The organism is Kitasatospora purpeofusca, from assembly GCF_036010405.1.
GTDB lineage: Bacteria > Actinomycetota > Actinomycetes > Streptomycetales > Streptomycetaceae > Kitasatospora > Kitasatospora purpeofusca.
In genome coordinates this window covers 2,115,444-2,131,098 of the sequence record NZ_CP108561.1, presented here as the reverse complement: position 1 = coordinate 2,131,098, position 15,655 = coordinate 2,115,444, and the positions used below count along the sequence as shown (strand labels likewise).

At 72.6% G+C, this 15,655-nt stretch carries 18 protein-coding genes; 9 read left to right on the top strand and 9 right to left on the bottom strand.

The window, feature by feature from the left end:
- The first annotated feature begins 7 nt into the window (after nt 1–7).
- From OG715_RS09255 to OG715_RS09245, 3 genes are all read left to right on the top strand, one after another.
- A complete protein-coding gene (locus tag OG715_RS09255; RefSeq protein WP_266275649.1) occupies nt 8–376 on the top strand; it encodes a DUF1304 domain-containing protein in 369 nt (122 codons plus the stop codon).
- Nucleotides 373–945 (top strand): TetR/AcrR family transcriptional regulator, encoded by a 573-nt coding sequence (locus OG715_RS09250; protein ID WP_266275651.1) that lies wholly within the window; start codon nt 373–375, stop codon nt 943–945. Before OG715_RS09255 ends, OG715_RS09250 begins: the two co-directional genes overlap by 4 nt.
- A gap of 285 nt (nt 946–1,230) precedes the next feature.
- Entirely contained in the window at nt 1,231–2,073 is an 843-nt protein-coding gene (locus OG715_RS09245; RefSeq protein ID WP_266275653.1) for an S-methyl-5'-thioadenosine phosphorylase, read from the top strand.
- 23 nt (nt 2,074–2,096) lie between these two features.
- Here the strand turns inward: OG715_RS09245 and OG715_RS09240 are convergent, their stop codons facing one another.
- Both OG715_RS09240 and OG715_RS09235 read right to left on the bottom strand, forming a co-directional pair.
- Entirely contained in the window at nt 2,097–2,519 is a 423-nt protein-coding gene (locus tag OG715_RS09240; protein WP_266275655.1) for a hypothetical protein, read from the bottom strand.
- On the bottom strand, nt 2,516–2,968 hold the full coding sequence (locus OG715_RS09235) for a MerR family transcriptional regulator (RefSeq protein WP_266275656.1): 453 nt from the start codon (nt 2,966–2,968) through the stop codon (nt 2,516–2,518). The genes OG715_RS09240 and OG715_RS09235 overlap by 4 nt, the downstream gene beginning before the upstream one ends.
- A 101-nt stretch (nt 2,969–3,069) precedes the next feature.
- Between OG715_RS09235 and OG715_RS09230 the strand changes: the two genes are divergently transcribed.
- Nucleotides 3,070–3,891, top strand: coding sequence for an oxidoreductase (locus OG715_RS09230; RefSeq protein WP_266275657.1), 822 nt, complete (start codon nt 3,070–3,072; stop codon nt 3,889–3,891).
- Between the two features lie 139 nt (nt 3,892–4,030).
- Here the strand turns inward: OG715_RS09230 and OG715_RS09225 are convergent, their stop codons facing one another.
- The 3 genes from OG715_RS09225 to OG715_RS09215 all read right to left on the bottom strand — a co-directional run bounded on the left by OG715_RS09225 (nt 4,031) and on the right by OG715_RS09215 (nt 7,061).
- Nucleotides 4,031–5,194 (bottom strand): serine hydrolase domain-containing protein, encoded by a 1,164-nt coding sequence (locus tag OG715_RS09225; protein ID WP_266275658.1) that lies wholly within the window; start codon nt 5,192–5,194, stop codon nt 4,031–4,033.
- Nucleotides 5,195–5,254: 60 nt separating this feature from the next.
- Nucleotides 5,255–6,433, bottom strand: a complete 1,179-nt coding sequence (locus OG715_RS09220) for a serine hydrolase domain-containing protein (RefSeq protein WP_266275660.1) — start codon at nt 6,431–6,433, stop codon at nt 5,255–5,257.
- Between the two features lie 166 nt (nt 6,434–6,599).
- Nucleotides 6,600–7,061: a MarR family winged helix-turn-helix transcriptional regulator gene (locus tag OG715_RS09215; RefSeq protein ID WP_266275662.1), complete on the bottom strand. Its 462-nt coding sequence runs from the start codon at nt 7,059–7,061 to the stop codon at nt 6,600–6,602.
- A gap of 90 nt (nt 7,062–7,151) precedes the next feature.
- Between OG715_RS09215 and OG715_RS09210 the strand changes: the two genes are divergently transcribed.
- Complete coding sequence (locus OG715_RS09210; RefSeq protein ID WP_266275664.1) at nt 7,152–8,075, top strand: quinone oxidoreductase family protein; 924 nt, start codon at nt 7,152–7,154, stop codon at nt 8,073–8,075.
- Between the two features lie 79 nt (nt 8,076–8,154).
- The gene (locus tag OG715_RS09205) at nt 8,155–8,727 is read left to right on the top strand and encodes a DinB family protein (protein WP_266275666.1); all 573 of its coding nucleotides are present in this window, start codon (nt 8,155–8,157) and stop codon (nt 8,725–8,727) included.
- Nucleotides 8,728–8,944: 217 nt separating this feature from the next.
- Here the strand turns inward: OG715_RS09205 and OG715_RS09200 are convergent, their stop codons facing one another.
- Together OG715_RS09200 and OG715_RS09195 are read right to left on the bottom strand one after the other, a co-directional pair.
- Nucleotides 8,945–9,097, bottom strand: coding sequence for a hypothetical protein (locus tag OG715_RS09200; protein ID WP_266275668.1), 153 nt, complete (start codon nt 9,095–9,097; stop codon nt 8,945–8,947).
- Between the two features lie 257 nt (nt 9,098–9,354).
- The gene (locus tag OG715_RS09195; RefSeq protein WP_266275670.1) at nt 9,355–9,717 is read right to left on the bottom strand and encodes a rhodanese-like domain-containing protein; all 363 of its coding nucleotides are present in this window, start codon (nt 9,715–9,717) and stop codon (nt 9,355–9,357) included.
- A 37-nt stretch (nt 9,718–9,754) separates the two neighbouring features.
- Between OG715_RS09195 and OG715_RS09190 the strand changes: the two genes are divergently transcribed.
- Entirely contained in the window at nt 9,755–10,369 is a 615-nt protein-coding gene (locus OG715_RS09190; RefSeq protein WP_266275672.1) for a TetR/AcrR family transcriptional regulator, read from the top strand.
- Between the two features lie 67 nt (nt 10,370–10,436).
- Here the strand turns inward: OG715_RS09190 and OG715_RS09185 are convergent, their stop codons facing one another.
- A complete protein-coding gene (locus tag OG715_RS09185) occupies nt 10,437–11,117 on the bottom strand; it encodes an SMI1/KNR4 family protein (RefSeq protein WP_266275673.1) in 681 nt (226 codons plus the stop codon).
- 300 nt (nt 11,118–11,417) lie between these two features.
- Between OG715_RS09185 and OG715_RS09180 the strand changes: the two genes are divergently transcribed.
- A complete protein-coding gene (locus OG715_RS09180; RefSeq protein WP_266275674.1) occupies nt 11,418–12,233 on the top strand; it encodes a hypothetical protein in 816 nt (271 codons plus the stop codon).
- A gap of 379 nt (nt 12,234–12,612) precedes the next feature.
- Here OG715_RS09180 and OG715_RS09175 read toward each other — a convergent pair whose 3' ends face one another.
- Complete coding sequence (locus tag OG715_RS09175) at nt 12,613–13,548, bottom strand: helix-turn-helix domain-containing protein (RefSeq protein WP_266275676.1); 936 nt, start codon at nt 13,546–13,548, stop codon at nt 12,613–12,615.
- 129 nt (nt 13,549–13,677) lie between these two features.
- On the opposite strand from OG715_RS09175, the gene OG715_RS09170 reads away from it, so the two are divergent.
- Nucleotides 13,678–14,721 carry a saccharopine dehydrogenase family protein gene (locus OG715_RS09170; RefSeq protein ID WP_266275678.1) on the top strand — a complete coding sequence of 348 codons (1,044 nt, stop codon included), beginning with the start codon at nt 13,678–13,680 and terminating at the stop codon, nt 14,719–14,721.
- The last annotated feature ends 934 nt before the right edge of the window (nt 14,722–15,655 follow it).

Genomic DNA, 15,655 nt, shown 5'->3' with positions numbered 1-15,655 from the left:
GTCGACCGTGCGTACGGCCGCGAACGTCCTGGTGGTCCTGGTGGCCGCCCTGCACCTGTACTTCCTGGTCCTGGAGATGTTCCTGTGGCAGCGGCGGCCCGGCCGCGAGCTGTCCGGCTTCGACGCCGACCTCGCCCGCACGACGGCCCCACTGGCCGCCAACCAGGGCCTCTACAACGGCTTCCTCGCCGCCGGACTGGTCTGGGGCCTGATCGCCGGCGGCTCGACGACGACCGGCTTCGGGGCCCAGGTCTTCTTCCTGTCCTGCGTGGTCGTCGCCGGAGCGTTCGGCGCCGCCACCGCCAACCGGCGGATCCTGTTCGCCCAGGCCGTCCCGGGCGCACTGGCCCTCGGCGCCGTCCTGCTCGCCCGATGAGCCCGGACCCGTCGTTGGTGGACCCCCGGGCCGCCCGCACCAGGGCCCGACTGCGGCAGGCCCTGCTGGAGGAGTGCGCCGAACAGCCGCTGAGCGCGATCGGCGTCGCCGCCGTCGTCCGCCGCGCCGGCGTCGGCCGGGCCACCTTCTACGTGCACTACACCGACCTGGAGGCCCTCGCCGTCGACGCCTGCGCCGACGTGGTCCGCGAGGCCGTCGACGCCCTGCACGCCTGGCGCGGCATCCCCGACCCGGCCGCCCCGCCCCCCGCCCTGGCCGCCTTTCTCACCGCGTTGCTCCCGTACGCCGGCCTCTACCGCTCCCTGCTCACCCCGGGCGGCGGCGGCCCCCTCGGCCAGGTCCTCCATCGCGAACTCCGCGAACGCAGCCGCGCCGAACGCACCCTTGCCGGTGCCCCGCAACCCGAACTCGTGGCCTCCATGGTCGCCGGCGCCTTCACCGCCCTCCTTGCCGACTGGCTCCACGGCTCCGTCGAAGCCGCCCCCACCGACCTCGCCGCCCGCGTCTGGCGCCTCCTGATCTCCATGCACCGCACCCCGGGGCTGTGATCCCGGCGGCAACCGGGGCGGCAGGGCCGACTACATTCGGGTACGACCGCAACCGGGCCCTGCGCCGACCGACGGAGCGACGGCCACTCGACCCTCTCCGGGAGATTCGTTGAATCGCGCGACGGCCACGCTCGCCGCGGCAACCATCGCCGCCGGCCTGCTCCTCACCTCCTGCGGGCCCACCAACGAGGCCGTGACGGCCCGTCAGTCAGCCTCCGCTCCGTCGGCGATGCCTTCGGCGAGCCGGGCGGGACCCCTGACGATCCCCCAAGAAGGGCACGCGACATGACGAACCATCAGGCAGGCATCGGCGTCATCGGCGGGTCGGGGCTGTACGCGCTGCTCGACGAGGTGGTCGAGGTGGCCGTCGACACGCCCTACGGGCCGCCCAGCGACTCGGTGTTCCTCGGCGAGGTGGGCGGCCGGCGGGTGGCGTTCCTGCCGCGGCACGGGCGGGCGCACGCGATTCCGCCGCACCGGATCAACTACCGGGCCAACCTGTGGGCGCTGCGCTCGCTCGGGGTGCGGCAGGTGCTGGGCCCGTGCGCGGTGGGCGGGTTGCGGCCGGAGTACGGGCCGGGGACGCTCGTCGTCCCGGACCAGTTCGTCGACCGCACCGCCGCCAGGGCGCAGACCTTCTACGACGGCGAGCCGCTGCCCGACGGCTCCCTGCCTGGCGTGGTGCACGCCCCGATGGCGGACCCGTACTGCCCGGCGGGCCGCGCCGCCGTGCTGGCCGCGTCCCGGGGAGCCGACTGGGAACCGGTCGACGGCGGCACCCTGGTGGTGATCGAGGGCCCGCGCTTCTCCACCCGCGCCGAGTCCCGCTGGTTCACCGCCAACGGCTGGTCCACGGTCGGCATGACCGGCCACCCCGAGGCCGTGCTCGCCCGTGAACTCGCCCTCTGCTACACCTCGCTGAACCTGGTCACCGACCTGGACGCGGGCGTCGACAGCGGCGAGGGCGTCACCCACGCCGAGGTCCTGGAGGTCTTCGGCCGCACCGTCGACCGCCTCCGCACCGTCCTGTTCGCCGCCCTCGAAGCCCTCCCCGAACACCGCTCCTGCCCCTGCCCGCACGCACTCGACGGCTTCACCCCCAACCTCCCCGGCCTGCCGGGAGAATGACCGGACGGGCGCTCACGACGCGGTCAGGATCCGCTCGAGTCCCGACCGGCGGACAGGGTCCGGCCGGTGACGGCGTCGACCAGCGGACGCGAGGCGAGCGGCGCGCTCAGATGACCGCTGAGCCGCGCGGAGCCGACGGCGTCCTCCGGGCACTGGTAGGTCGGCCCCTTGAACGCCTTGCGGTGCAGCACCACCGTGACGCGATCGGCGTTCTCCCGCAGCTCCAGGTCCGGGCGCTGCTCGCACTGCCAGTCGACGGCGAGGCTGATGGTCCGACCGTCCTCGCCGATCGCGACCTGTCCGGTCGCGCTCGCGTCGTAACCGCGCCACTTCGAGGGCAGCCACCAGGTCTGCAGCGCCACCTCGGCGACCACGGCGACCAGCACCGCGCCGAGGACGAGGCTCGCGTGCCTCGACAGGCGCAGCCGACGGCGGGTCCGGATCATGACGCCTCCTCGGTGTCCGGGGCCGAGCAGGGTCGAGGGGTGCTCGTGGCCGGGTGGGAGGGGTTCCAGAGGCGGTCGGCCTCGCCGCGGGCGAGGTGGTCCTCGTAGATCCGGACCTTGGCCCGCATCACGTCCAGCGTGCCGCGGAGTTCCCGGACCTGTGCCTCCACGCGGTCCTGGTGATGGCGGAGCAGGGCGAGCCGCTGGTGCTCATTGCCCGGGCCCTGGCGGGCCAGCTCGATGTACTGGCGGATCTCCGCCAGGGGCATGCCGGAGGAACGCAGCCTGGTGCAGATCGCCAGCCACTCCAGGGCCTCCTCGTGGTAGACCCGGCGGCCGTTGGACAGGCGGCGCACCGGGTTGGCGAACAGGCCCTCCCGCTCGTAGTAGCGCAGCGCGTGCACGCTGAGCCCGCTGCGCTGCGCCACCTCGCCGATGCTCAGGTCCATGGCCGTCCCCCTCGAACCGCTGTTGATCTAGACCCGACTCTAGGACCTAGCGTCGGTTCATCGGCCCATCGGGTCATCGGTCCATCGGAACGGGGAGAAGTATGAGTATCTGGTTCGTCACCGGCGCATCGCGCGGGCTCGGCGCGGCGATCGTCCGTGAGGCGCTGGACCGGGGGCACGGTGTGATCGCCACCGCGAGGGACGCGTCGGCGGTGATCGAGGCGTACCCGGACGCGCCGGACGGCCTGCTGGCGGTGGACGCGGACGTGACCGAGCCGGGGCAGCTCGCGGTCGAGGCGGGCCTGGCCCGGTTCGGCCGGATCGACGTCGTCGTCAACAACGCCGGCTACGGCCTCGTCGGCGCGATCAAGGAGACCTCGGACCGGGCCGCCCGGGACCTCTTCGACGTCAATGTGTTCGGCGTGCTCAACACCCTGCGGGCGACGCTGCCGACCCTGCGCCACCAGCGGTCCGGGCACGTCCTGAACATCGGCTCCGTCGGCGGATTCGCCACCGCGCCGGCGACGGGCCTTTACGGCGCGTCGAAGTTCGCCCTCGAAGGCATCTCGGAGGCCCTTCACGGCGAGCTGGCCCCGCTCGGGATCCGGGTGACGATCGTCGAGCCGGGCGGCTTCCGCACCGACTTCCTCGGCGGCTCCAGCCTGCGGACCGAGCCGGCCACGATCGCCGACTACACCGAGGGCGCGGGCCCGGTGCGCGAGGCGCTGGCCCGCTACGACGGCCAGCAGCCGGGCGACCCGGCCAAGGCCGCCCGGGCCGTGGTCGACCTCGCCGGCCTCGCCGAGCCGCCGCTGCGCCTCCAGTTGGGCGCGGACGCGGTCGACCGGGTCGAGGCCAAGCTGGAGCTGGTGCGACGCGAGCTCGACCGGTGGCGGGACGTGGCGCTCTCGACCGCCGTCTGACGGCCGCCCTTCGGGCTCCGCGCTCGCCCCGCGCCGGGCCCGGGACGGTGACAGCGGACCGCGCGTACTCCTCGCGCGATCCGCTCCACCTCACCTGCCGGTCACCCCACCGGCGCTCGACCCCGGGAACGACCGGGTGTCAGCGGCAGAGGGCCACGTCGACCGCGTCGGTCAGCCGCTTGCCGGTCGCCGCGTCCGGGATCACGGTGACCGTGATGTTCGCGGCCCGGCCGTCCTCCGTGACGCCGCCCCGGGTCCGGAAGCCCGGGGAGGTGCCGCCGTGGCCCCAGACGAGGCCGCCGCAGGTCAGCGGCCTGCTCTGGATCCCCAGGCCGTAGCGGACCCCTTCGCCCAGGAACTCGGCGGGGACGGTGGTGCGCATCTGGGCGAGCTGGGCGGCGGGCAGCAGCCGGCCGCCCAGCAGTGCGCCGTAGAAGGCGTTGAGGTCGGTGTTGGTGGACACGACCGCCCCCGCCGCCCAGGCCATCGAGGAGTCCATCGCCGTGTAGTCGACCAGCGGCGCGTCCGGGGCGGTGCGCAGGTAGCCGTGCGGGTGGGTCTCGCGGAGGGCGGTCTCCCCGGCGGCCGGCACGTAGGTGTGGCGCAGGCCGATCCGCTCGATGACGCGCTTGGTGAGCTCCTCGCCGTACGGGCGGCCGGTGACCTTCTGGATCAGCAGACCGGCCACCAGGTAGTTGGTGTTGCTGTACTCCCAGCCGGTCCCGGCGGCGAACCGCGCCTTCTGGGCCAGGGCGCCGTCGAGGAGTTCGCGCGGCTCGAACCAGCGGTACTGGATGGTGGTGAAGTCGGCCAGCGCGGGGGCGTCCATGTAGTCGGGCAGGCCGCTGGTGTGCTGGAGCAGCTGGCGGACGGTGATGTTCCGCCCGTCGAAGCCGTCGCCGCGCAGCAGGCCGGGCAGGTAGGTGTCGACGGAGGCGTCGAGGCCGACCTTGCCCTCGGCGACCAGTTGCAGGACGACGACGGCGACGAAGGCCTTGGTGTTGCTGCCGGCCCGGATCTGCCCGTCGACGGGGACCCGGGCCCCGGTGGCCAGGTCGCCGACACCCGCGGTGTAGGTGCGGTTGCGGCCGTCGCGGCCCTTGACGCTGGCGAGGGCGGCGGGAACGCCGTTGTCCTTCACCAGTGCGTCGAGGCGCTGCTGCACGGTGTCCGGGCGTGGTGCGGCGGCGGCCGGGGCCGGGGCGAAGGCGGTCAGGGCGAGCCCGGCGGTGGCCGCGGCCGTCATGGCGTACCGCACGAGGCGGATGCTGTGTGCCCTGCGCTGCGGGGCGTGTTCGTTCATCTGGACTCCACTGCTGGGAAGCGAAGGGGGAGAAGGGGGAAGGCGGGCAGTGCCCGGGGATCAGCGGCAGAGCGCCTCGTCGACCGCCTTGTCCACGTGCTTCGCGGTGTCGCCGTCCGGGATGGTGGTTACGGTGAAGTTCACGGCGCGGCCGTCCTCGGTGGTGCCGCCGGCGGTCTCGTAACCCGGGATCGTCCCGCCGTGGCCCCAGGCGACGCCGCCGCAGGAGAGCGGGCGGCTCACCAGGCCGAGTCCGTACCCGGCCCCGGCGCCGATCGCCTCGGCGGGGACGGTGGTGCGCATCTGGGCGAGCTGGGCGGCGGGCAGCAGTCGGCCGCCGAGCAGCGCGCCGTAGAACTTGGTGACGTCGGTGTTGGTCGAGACCATCGCGCCGGCTGCCCAGCCCCAGGACGGGTCCAGCTGCGTGTAGTCGCGCAGCGAGCCGTCCGGGTTGCGCTGGTAGCCCTTGGGGTGGGCCTCGTGGATCGTCATGTCCCCGGGCGCCGGGAAGTAGGTGTGGCGCAGGCCGATCCGGTCGACGACGCGCTTGTTGATCTCCTCGCCGAGCGGGCGTCCGGTGACCTTCTGGATGATCAGGCCCGCCAGCAGGTAGCCGGTGTTGTTGTACTCCCACTGGGTGCCGGGCGCGAAGTGGGCCTTCTGGGCGAGCGCGGCGTCGAGGAGTTCGCGCGGCTCGTAGTAGCGCTTGGGGGCGTTGAGGACGCCGTCGCGGTCCACGTACTCGGGCAGGCCGCTGGTGTGCTGGAGCAGCTGGCGGACGGTGATGTTCCGGCCGTCGATGCCCTCGCCGCGCACCAGTCCGGGCAGGTAGGCGTCCACGTTCGTGTCCAGGCCGACCTTGCCCTCGGCGACCAGCTGCAGCACCACGACGGCGGTGAACGCCTTGGTGTTGCTGCCGATCCGCACCTGTCCGTCCACCGGCACCTTGGCCTTGGTGGCCGCGTTGCCGATACCGGCGGTGTAGGTGCGGACGCGGCCGTCGCGGCCCTTGACGGTGGCGAGGGCGGCGGGCACCTTGTCGTCCTTGACCAGCGCGTCGAGGCGCTGCTGCACGGTGTCCGGCCGCGGGGCGGCGGAGGCCGTGCCCGGCGCCAGGACACCGGCCACCACGGCGGCGCCGACCACCGCGGTCACGGCCGCCGCCAGCCCGCGCCGGCCGGCGCGGAGACGGGCCGGAAGGTGGTGCTGCGGTGCGTTCTGCGGTGCGTGCTCGTTCATCGGAAAGCCTCTCTGATCAGGCGCCGGAGCTCTTCTCGGCGCCCTCCAAGAGGACCATTCGACGGACCGTCAATCCCTCCGCGCCGGGGACGAAACCGCACCGGGACCGTGCTCCGGGGCGGAGCCCGGCACGGGACCGTACTCCCCGGGCCTGCGGGGGCACTCCCTAGACCGGCGGCGCCTGGTGGAGCCGGGTGAGCAGGGCCGTCAGCTGCTTCCGCTCCTCCGGGGCGAGCGGCGCCAGCAGTTCGGCGTTGGCGGCTTCGGCCAGGGCGCCGCAGCGGGCGAGGACGGCGGTGCCCTCCGGGGTGACGGTGACGGCGTTCTTGCGGCGGTCGGAGGGGTGGGGGCTGCGCAGGACGAGGCCCTCGTGCTGGAGGTGGTTGAGGATGCCGACCATGTCCTTGGGGTCGACGGACAGCCGCCGGCCCAGGTCGGCCTGGGTGACGGGCCCGTACTCCGCCGCCGCGGCCAGCACCGCGTGCTGCATCAGCTTCAGTCCCTCCGCGGCGATCGCGTCGGCGACCATCCCCCGGCCGCGCGCCGCGACCCGGCCGACGAGCCAGGTGGGCAGGGACTGGATGTGCTGGAGCGCCGAAGGCGGTTCCGGTGTCAGGTCCGAGGTCATGGGGCCAGCCTATCCAGAAAGCCATTGGACAGACCAATGATTTCCACCTTATCGTTGGGGAATCCAATGAATTCGAACGGGGGAGGTACTGTGCTGCGCATTCGCCACGAGGTCAACGGTGGACCCGAGCTGCTGCTCGCCGAGGAGGTCGACCGGCCCGAGCCGGGAGCCGGGGAGCTCCTGGTCCGGGTCGAGGCGGTCGGGGTGACCCTGCCCACCGTGCGCAAGCTGCGGGGGAGCGGCGAGCCGGTCCCGCTCGGCGGCGAGGTCGCGGGGGAGGTCGTCGCGCTGGGGGCGGGAGTGGCCGACTTCCGCGTCGGGGACCGCGTCACCGGGCTGTGCTTCGCCGACGCCTACGCCGAGTTCGCGGTCCTGGGCGGCGCCATGGCGTCCCGCATCCCGGACGGCGCGACCGCCGTGGAGGCGGTCGCGCTGGTCCGCAGCGGGCTGGTCGCACGCGGCGCCTACGAGGCCGCGCGTCCGGAGCCCGGTGAATCGGTCCTGGTCACGGCGGCTGCCAGCGCCGTCGGCACGCTCGCCCTCCAGTACGCCAGGGCCGGCGGGGCGGCCCGCGTCGTCGCTGCCGTCAGCAGCGCCGACAAGGCCGACTTCGTCCGCGGACTGGGCGCCGACGAGGTCGTGCGCTACGAGGACGCTGACTGGGGCGGCCCGTACGACGTGATTCTCGACGGCGTCGGCGGCGATCTGCTGGGCCCGGCCGTCCGGGCCCTGGCGACGGGCGGTCGGCTGGTGGCCTTCAGCTCCGGCGGCGGCACGGTGGAGGCGTACGAACTGCTGCTCCGCGGCGCCTCGTTGATCGGCTTCCAGATGCGGGCCGTCGCCCTCGGCAGGCCCGAGCTCTACCACCGCTGGCTGCGCGAGCTCTGGCAGCTGCGCGACGCGGGCACCCTGCGCCCCGCCGTGCACGAGGAGATCCCGCTCCGCGACGCCGCCCGGGCCCACGCCGTCATCGAGCAGCGCCGCAACCTCGGCAAGGTCGTCCTGGTCCCGTAGCCGTAGCCGTGGCCTGTCCGGTCGATCGTGCGACCTGCCGGGGAAAATGCGGTGGCGGCAGGGTCGTTCGCGGGCGAGCATGGCCCGCATGAACGATCAACCCGAGCGATGGACCCAGGCGACCGTCTACCCCGACATGTGGCTGAACCCCGACGACGATCCCCGTGACAACGAAGGGCCGGGCCCGGACGGGGAGTTGCCGACCCTGCGGGAGGCGATCACCAACTACCGCCTCACCCTGCGCCTCAAGTGCGACGGCCTGGACGCCGAGCAGCTCGCCCGCCGTTCGGTGCCGCCGTCGACGATGTCGCTGCTCGGCCTGGTCCGCCACCTCGCCGAGGTGGAGCGGGACTGGCACAACTGGATCACCGAGGGCGAGCGGCTGCCCAAGCTCTACGGCGCGCGGGACGCGGACTTCGACGGTGCCGTGGCCGACCAGGCCGTGGTGGACGCCGCGTTCGCCGATCTGGAGCGCGAACAGGCTTCCCTGGACGCGGCGTTGGCCGTCCACCACGCGGACCTCGGTGCGCGGGTGGGTCGGGAGGGGCTGGCGATCCGCGAGGTCATGCTGCACATCGTGGACGAGTACGCCCGCCACTGCGGCCACGCCGACCTGCTGCGCGAGTGCGTGGACGGCCGGGTCGGGCAGTAGTCGCTCCGGCACGGGCGCGGGCCGTACATGGCGTCGGCCGGTCGGCGACCTCCCGGGCGGACTGGGTCGACGCCCGGAGGTGGGGTGGTGCGGTACGGGGCGGGACGGTCGGGCGGCGCGGTGTCGCGCTCCGACGTGGCGGTCCCGGGTCAGCGACCGGCCGGACGATCGATTGTCCGGCCGGTTCGCTGGGTGCGGCGACAGGCCGCAGTGGTGCTCACCCGCCGAGGCGGGCGAGGAGCAGGCGTGCCCGCCGGGTCTTGGTCTCGGCGCGGTTCTTGAGGTTCATCGCGTGGGCGAGGCGGTGCTGCTCGGCCTCGCGCATCCGCTCGTTGATGATCGCGCGAGCGGTTTCGAGGTGGTAGGTCATGACGGTCGTTCCCCCTGCCGGTGGGTGGCCTGCCGATGGCTTAGGCATCAGCCCCAAGGCCCCCCTTGCACCTATGATTCTACACCAGTTTTCGAGACCTGCTCTCCATTTCGCAGCCGAGTCGGGCTGTTGTCCTGGTGTTTGAAGGTCTGTCGGTTAATGAGCATTAGGTGTGCCGGATATGTCCGCGCGCCGTCGGGCGATGAACGGGTGGGGGCTCCGCGCGAAGCCCCCACCCGTTCGCACTGCGTCCCAGGTCAGACGGCTTCGGTGGACAGCCCGGCCTCGGCGGGCAGGTCGGACTCGGTGGGCAGTCCGGCCTCGACCCAGTCCTGGATGCCCTCGCGGTACTTGCGGACGTCGGTGTAGCCGAGCGCGGTGAGCCGGTCGGCGACCTGGCCGCTGTTCGGGCAGGCCGGGTTGGAGCAGTAGGTGACGATCGCGGCGTCACGGTCGGGGAGCACGGTGGACGCCCGGCTGTCGAGCTCGGCCGCGACCAGTGCCACGGCGCCGGGAAGGTGCTGCTGGGCGTAGTAGTCGCCGCCGAGCGTGTCGACGACCGTCACGGCGCCGGCCTCGATCGCGGCTGCCAGTTCGTCGCGGGTGATGAGTGCGGTCATGCCGCCACCTCCAAGGGAATCGGACTACAGTCCTGTTATGGCTCACGACAGTACCGGACCACAGTCCGCTTATGCAACGCCCCTGGAACTGCTGCGCACGCCGCCCCCCAAGGAACGCGCCGACGCCGCCCGCAACCGGATCGCGGTGCTGGACGCGGCCGCCAGGCTGTTCGCCGAACACGGCGTCGAAGCGGTCTCCATGGACCAGGTCGCCGCCGCCGCTGGCGTCGGCAAGGGCACGCTCTTCCGCCGGTTCGGCGACAAGTCGGGCCTGGCCGCCGCGCTGCTGGACACCCGCGAACGCGTACTCCAGGAGGCCGTCCTGCACGGCCCGCCCCCACTCGGCCCCGGCGCGCCGGCCGACGAGCGCCTGGCCGCGTTCCTCGACGCCTACCTCGACTACCTGCTGGAACACCTGGCCCTGGTCCGGATGTCCGAGACCGCCACCCCCGGCGCCCGCTACCGCATCGGCGCCTACCGCTTCTGGCACCGCCACGTCGCGATCCTGCTCACCACCACCCCCGACCCCGACCCCACGGCCCACGCCCTGCTCGCCGCCCTGGCCGCGGAGCACGTCGCGGCCCTCCTGCCCGAACTCGGCGAACAGCGCATCCGGGCCGCCCTCCTCCGCCTCGCGGAGCGCGCGATGTGACGGCCCGGCCCGGTGGCTCGGCTGCCGGTCCGGCCGGCTCTCCTGGCCGGCTCTCCTGGCCGGGCCGTCAGCGGGCGGCCTCCACCGTGCGGACGGCGTCCGCCAGCCACTTCCGGTACCAGAGCGTGAAGGTCATCGGCTCCTGCCCGGCCCCGAGGAGCGGCTCAAGATCCCGGTCGTCCGCCCGGTCGTCGGACCAGATCCGGCCGCGCTCGGGCCCGCTGACCACGAGCCACTGGCGATAGGCGCAGCCCAAGTGGGACAGGACGACGGCACCGACGGTTCGCTCGGGGCTCCACATCAGCACCTCCCACCTGCTGTCCCACTCGGCCTGCGCCTCGTCGAACGCGTCCTCCTCGTCGAAGTCCTCCTCCTGGGGGCACTCCTCCTGGAGAGCGTCGAGCAGGGCGGGATCGGGGCCCTGGACGGGGAAAGGCTCGGACAGGCGACCCGGCTCCACGAGGTCCGCCCCGTCCCCTTCCCAGCTCCAGCGGTCACCCGCGCGGCGAACCGGGAACAAGCCGTATCCCGGACCCGCGCCGCCGGCACCGACCTCGATCAGGAAGGCCCGGTAGTCCTCGGGGAGCCGGATGCCCAGCTGTGCTTCCAACTGGTCGACCTCGCCCTCGCCGAGCGGGTCCTCCAGCGCGAACCCGTGTCCCCTGGAACCGAAGACATCGGCGGCTCCCGGCGCCTTCGCCAGTTCTTGTATCTGCTCGCGGACGCCCGCCCAAGATCCAATGCTCATGCCCGCAGGGTACGAGCCGGTTCTGACATCCGGTGCGGTTGCCCCGCGGTCCCGTGCGCGGGAGCCTCCCGCACCATCCGCACCATCCGCACCAGTGGCACCGGGCGCGCCCCCGGTGCCGCCGCACTGTCACAGGACGGTCCCCGCTCGGTGAACGGAACCCGATCGCCGTTCCCAACTCCCCTTTGCCGCAACATCCTTGGGCTGTCGTCCGGACGCCACAACCCGTCCGGGCGAAGGCGGAACGCTGCCCCGCGCGCGTGCGACGGGGAGCGTCCAGGCGCGAGCGTAGGGGGACAGGTGGGAGCGGTCACGGTCATCGGCGCCGCCGCGGTGCAGAACGAATCCCGACCCGCGTGGATGGGAGCGGTGATCCGGGGCGGACAGCACGTCGCGGACGCGCTCGGCATCCCCGCCCATCTGACCACCATGGACCCGGACACCGCCTTCGGCGTGATCGCCATGCCGGTCCTGCTGGCGGTCATCCTCCTGGGCGTCCAGGCCGGTTCCATCGCGCGCGCCGTCACCTCCCGGGACTTCTGGGACGACACCGGCCGCCTGCTCGGCGTGGCGCAGCTGCTGCTGCTCGTGCTGGCCTACGCGCTCGGGACGGGAGGGCAGTCCCGCTCGTTCGGCGCCGCCGTCGGGGACATCCTCTCCGGGCAGTTGCCGGACCTGCTGCCGATGGCCGTCGCGACCCAGTGGCTGCTGCTCTCGATCCTCTGGCTGGTGGTCGGCGCATCCGCCGGAGTCCGCCGCTCGGACCTGACCGCCCCCTTCGACCACCCGCATGGCGATGACCCAGGCCGCGACGGCAGCGGGGATCGACCCCGACCGGCTGTCCTTCACCATCGCACTGCGAACCGCCCGACTCCGCGTGATCACCGCAGCAGGAGCCCTCGGCGCCCCGGTGCCGCAGGTGCCGTTTGCCGACGTGCTGGTCCTCGCAAGAAATCTCGGCCCCCGGCGCCGCCGGTCACGGATCAGCCCGCGGTGCGTGAAACGCACCCTCTCGCCCTACGCCTACAACAAGGTCGCAGGCAGCGTCGGAGGAAAGAAACCAGTAGAAATCACCATCGCCATCGCCCCCAGTTGACCACCGCCAACGGGCCCTAACTTCCCGGTCTTGGGGTTTATCCGGCGACAGGGCGGAGTTTTGCAACTTCCAGAGATTCGGGCATTTCGGTCACCCTTGCTGGCGGGCTATGCAACCGGCCCACCTTATCCAACCCGAGTAGTGCGAGTACTCCGGCCGACCTGGACGGATCGGCCTTCGTCCGGCCTGCACTGGGTGGGCTGCCCCGTTCTGACCAGGCCAGGGTCACGAAGGCGTGCCGGAGCGTCGGCCCGTCAGCTGGGCGATGTCGGCAGGGAGCGGTTCGTAGTCCCCGAAGAGGGCGTCTCGTTCGGGCTTGTCGCGACGGTTCGTTCAACACCTCGAACAGCACCGTGCCACAGCACAGTTCGACCGGCCGATGCCGCCCCGAACCACCCCTCAGGGCCGGAAGGTGCGCCGGTACGTGTCGGGCGGGACGCCGACGCTGCGGTGGAAGTGGCGGCGCAAGGTGGTGGCGGTGCCCATTCCTGTCGTCGCGGCGATGGTGTCGACGGTGGCGTCGGTCGTCTCCAGGAGTTCCTGGGCGTGGCGGATGCGTTGGGTGTGGAGCCACTGCAGCGGCGTGGTGCCGGTGAGGTGCTTGAAGTGGCGGCCGAGGTGGCGTGAGCTCATGCGGGCCTGGCGGGCCAGGTCTTCCACGGTCAGCGGCTGGTTCAGTCGCTCCAGCGCCCAGGGGAAGAGCTCGTCCAGGGGGTGGTTGCCCGGGGCGGGGACGGGGGTGGCGATGAACTGGGCCTGGCCGCCGTCGCGGTGCGGCGGGACGACCAGGCGTCGGGCGATCCTGTTGGCGACGGCCGAACCGTGGTCGAGCCGGACCAGGTGCAGGCACAGGTCCATGGCGGCGGCCTTGCCCGCGGAGGTGAGGACGTCGCCGTTGTCGACGTAGAGGACGTCCGGATCGACGTCGGCCGCCGGGTGGCGCCGCGCCAACTCCCTTGTGTGGGCCCAGTGGGTGGTGGCGCGCCTGCCGTCGAGCAGCCCCGCCGCGCCGAGGACGAAGGCGCCCGTGCACAGTGAGGCCACGCGGGCGCCGGCCGCGTGGGCGGCGCGCACCGCCTCGACCAGTTCGGCGGGCGGTTCGCGGTCCGTGTCGGCCCATCCGGGGACGATCACCGTGTCCGCGTGCGCGAGGCCGTCGAGTCCGCGGTCGGGCTCCAGACGGAAGCGGCCGATGCTCACCGGAGCGTTCCCGCACAGGGAGAAGTCGTACCAGGGGTCCACGAGGTGGGTCAGATCGGATCCGAAGACCTCGACGGCCACGGACAGTTCGTAGTGGAGCATGCCGTCGGTGACGGCCAGCGCGACAGCGGTCATGTCCGAAACTGTACGCAGCGTGTCGTTTCCGACGCTCGTCCGGGGTGCCACCGCAAGGACAGGATATGGGTGTCGGGCCGCAGCGGACCGGCATCGCAGCAGGTGTTCGAGCGGACGGGGAGCAGTCTCATGGGGTCAGGTCAGCTGGTGGCGGTGTTCGGCGCGTACGGTCGCACCGGGCGGTTCGTGGTCGCGGAGCTGACCGCGCGCGGGTTCGTCCCGGTGCTGTCGGGGCGCAACGCCCGGGCCCTGGAGGAACTGGCCGACGAGCACGGGCTGGAGGCCCGGGTGGCGTCGGTCGAGGACCTCGCCTCGCTGGACCGGGCCCTGGCGGGAACGGCGGCGGTCATCAACTGCGCCGGGCCCTTCGCCTCGACCACCGGTCCCGTGATCGAGGCCGCGCTGCGCGCGGGGATCCCGTACCTGGACGTGGCCGCCGAACTGGAGGCCAACCTCGACACCTTCGCGAACTACCGCGAGCAGGCCCGGGACGCGGGGGCGGTGATCGTCCCGGCCATGGCCTTCTTCGGCGGCCTCGGTGATCTGCTGGTCACCGCCGCGATGGGCGACTGGACCGAGGCCGACGAGGCGCACATCGCCTACGCGCTGAGCAGCTGGCACCCCACCGCCGGCACCCGGCTCTCGGGCGCGGTCTCCCGCGAGCGGCGCGGCGACCACCGTCTGCGCTACACCGGCGGACAGTGGGAGCGCCGCACCGATGCCGCACCCACCCTGGAGTGGGCCTTCCCGGAGCCGATGGGCCCGCGGCCGGTGATCGGGGAGTTCACGATGGCGGACGTCGTCACTGTCCCGCAGCACCTGTCCATCCCGGACGTGACCACCTACATGAACACCGAGGCGGTCCGGGACGTCGTCGCTCCCCACACGCCCGCCCCGACCGCCGCCGACGAGAGCGGGCGCTCGGACCAGACCTTCCTGGTCGACGTCGTCGTTCGCTCGGGCAAGGCCGAACGCCGGATCACGGCCAGTGGCCAGGACATCTACGCCGTCACCGCGCCCCTCGTCGTCGAGGCCCTCGAACGCGTGCTGACCGGCGCCACCAGGACCATCGGCGTCGCCTCCGCCGGCGAGATGTTCGACGCCCCGGACTTCCTGCGCGCGCTCGGGCCGCACATCACGCTCGACTTGCACCCGCAGAAGCAGACCGCCTGACCGCGGCCGCCCGGTCGGCCGACGGGCGCGTCCTCGGTGAGCCATGGCGACGTAGGTAGTCCTCGTTCGAGGTTCGATTCCCTCACTGGACCATCGCTGCCCATGAGTGCGAACAGAGCCAGGTCCTGGAGTGCGGCGCCGGACAGGCCGGGTAGGAGATCAACCCCGCACGTGCGGGGAGCAGGTTCCGCACCCGCCCTGTCCACGCATCACGCCGGGACCAACCCCGCATGCGCGGGGAGCAACTGCCATCCTCCGGCCAGTCCGGAAGCACGACGGGACCAACCCCGCATACGCGGGGAGCAGTAGGCCACGCCCGCGACGACAGCATCGAGCGCGGGACCAACCCCGCATGCGCGGGGAGCAGATCCTCCCCGCCTCCCCGGAGGCGTCCATCCGGGGACCAACCCCGCAGCGCGGGGAGCAGAGTTGCTGAACTGCGGTTCTACCCCGCGCGGGGGCGGGATTCTGCAACTTTCCGAGATTCGGGCATTTCGGTCATCCTTGCAGGCAGGCTGCGCACCCGGCCAACCCTATCCAACCCGCGCAGTGCGAGACCTCAGGCCGATCCCCGTGCTCGCGCACGTGCCGTGGTGCTGCCAGCACGGCTTTGTTGCGTACTCGGGCCGTCGCGGGAGCCGGGTGGAGTGGGAAGTCGGAGAGTCCGACTTCCCACTCCACCACCGTTGCTGTCAGCCGGAAGGCTCGCGAACGTCGGCTGCGCGAGTACGGCGAGCAGGGCCAGCACCGCCGCCGTGAGGAGCGTGCGCAAAGGAACCCGGACGGCACGTAGCGCGGAGTGGGAACTTCGACGACCTCGATTGGCTCGTTCCTCCCCCTCCAACTGGCGGATCCGTCGGAGCTGCTGGTGACCGAAGGGCTCCGGTCCAGGACTCTCACGTGCGCCCGGTGGGCCAAGGTCTGTCCACCGTTG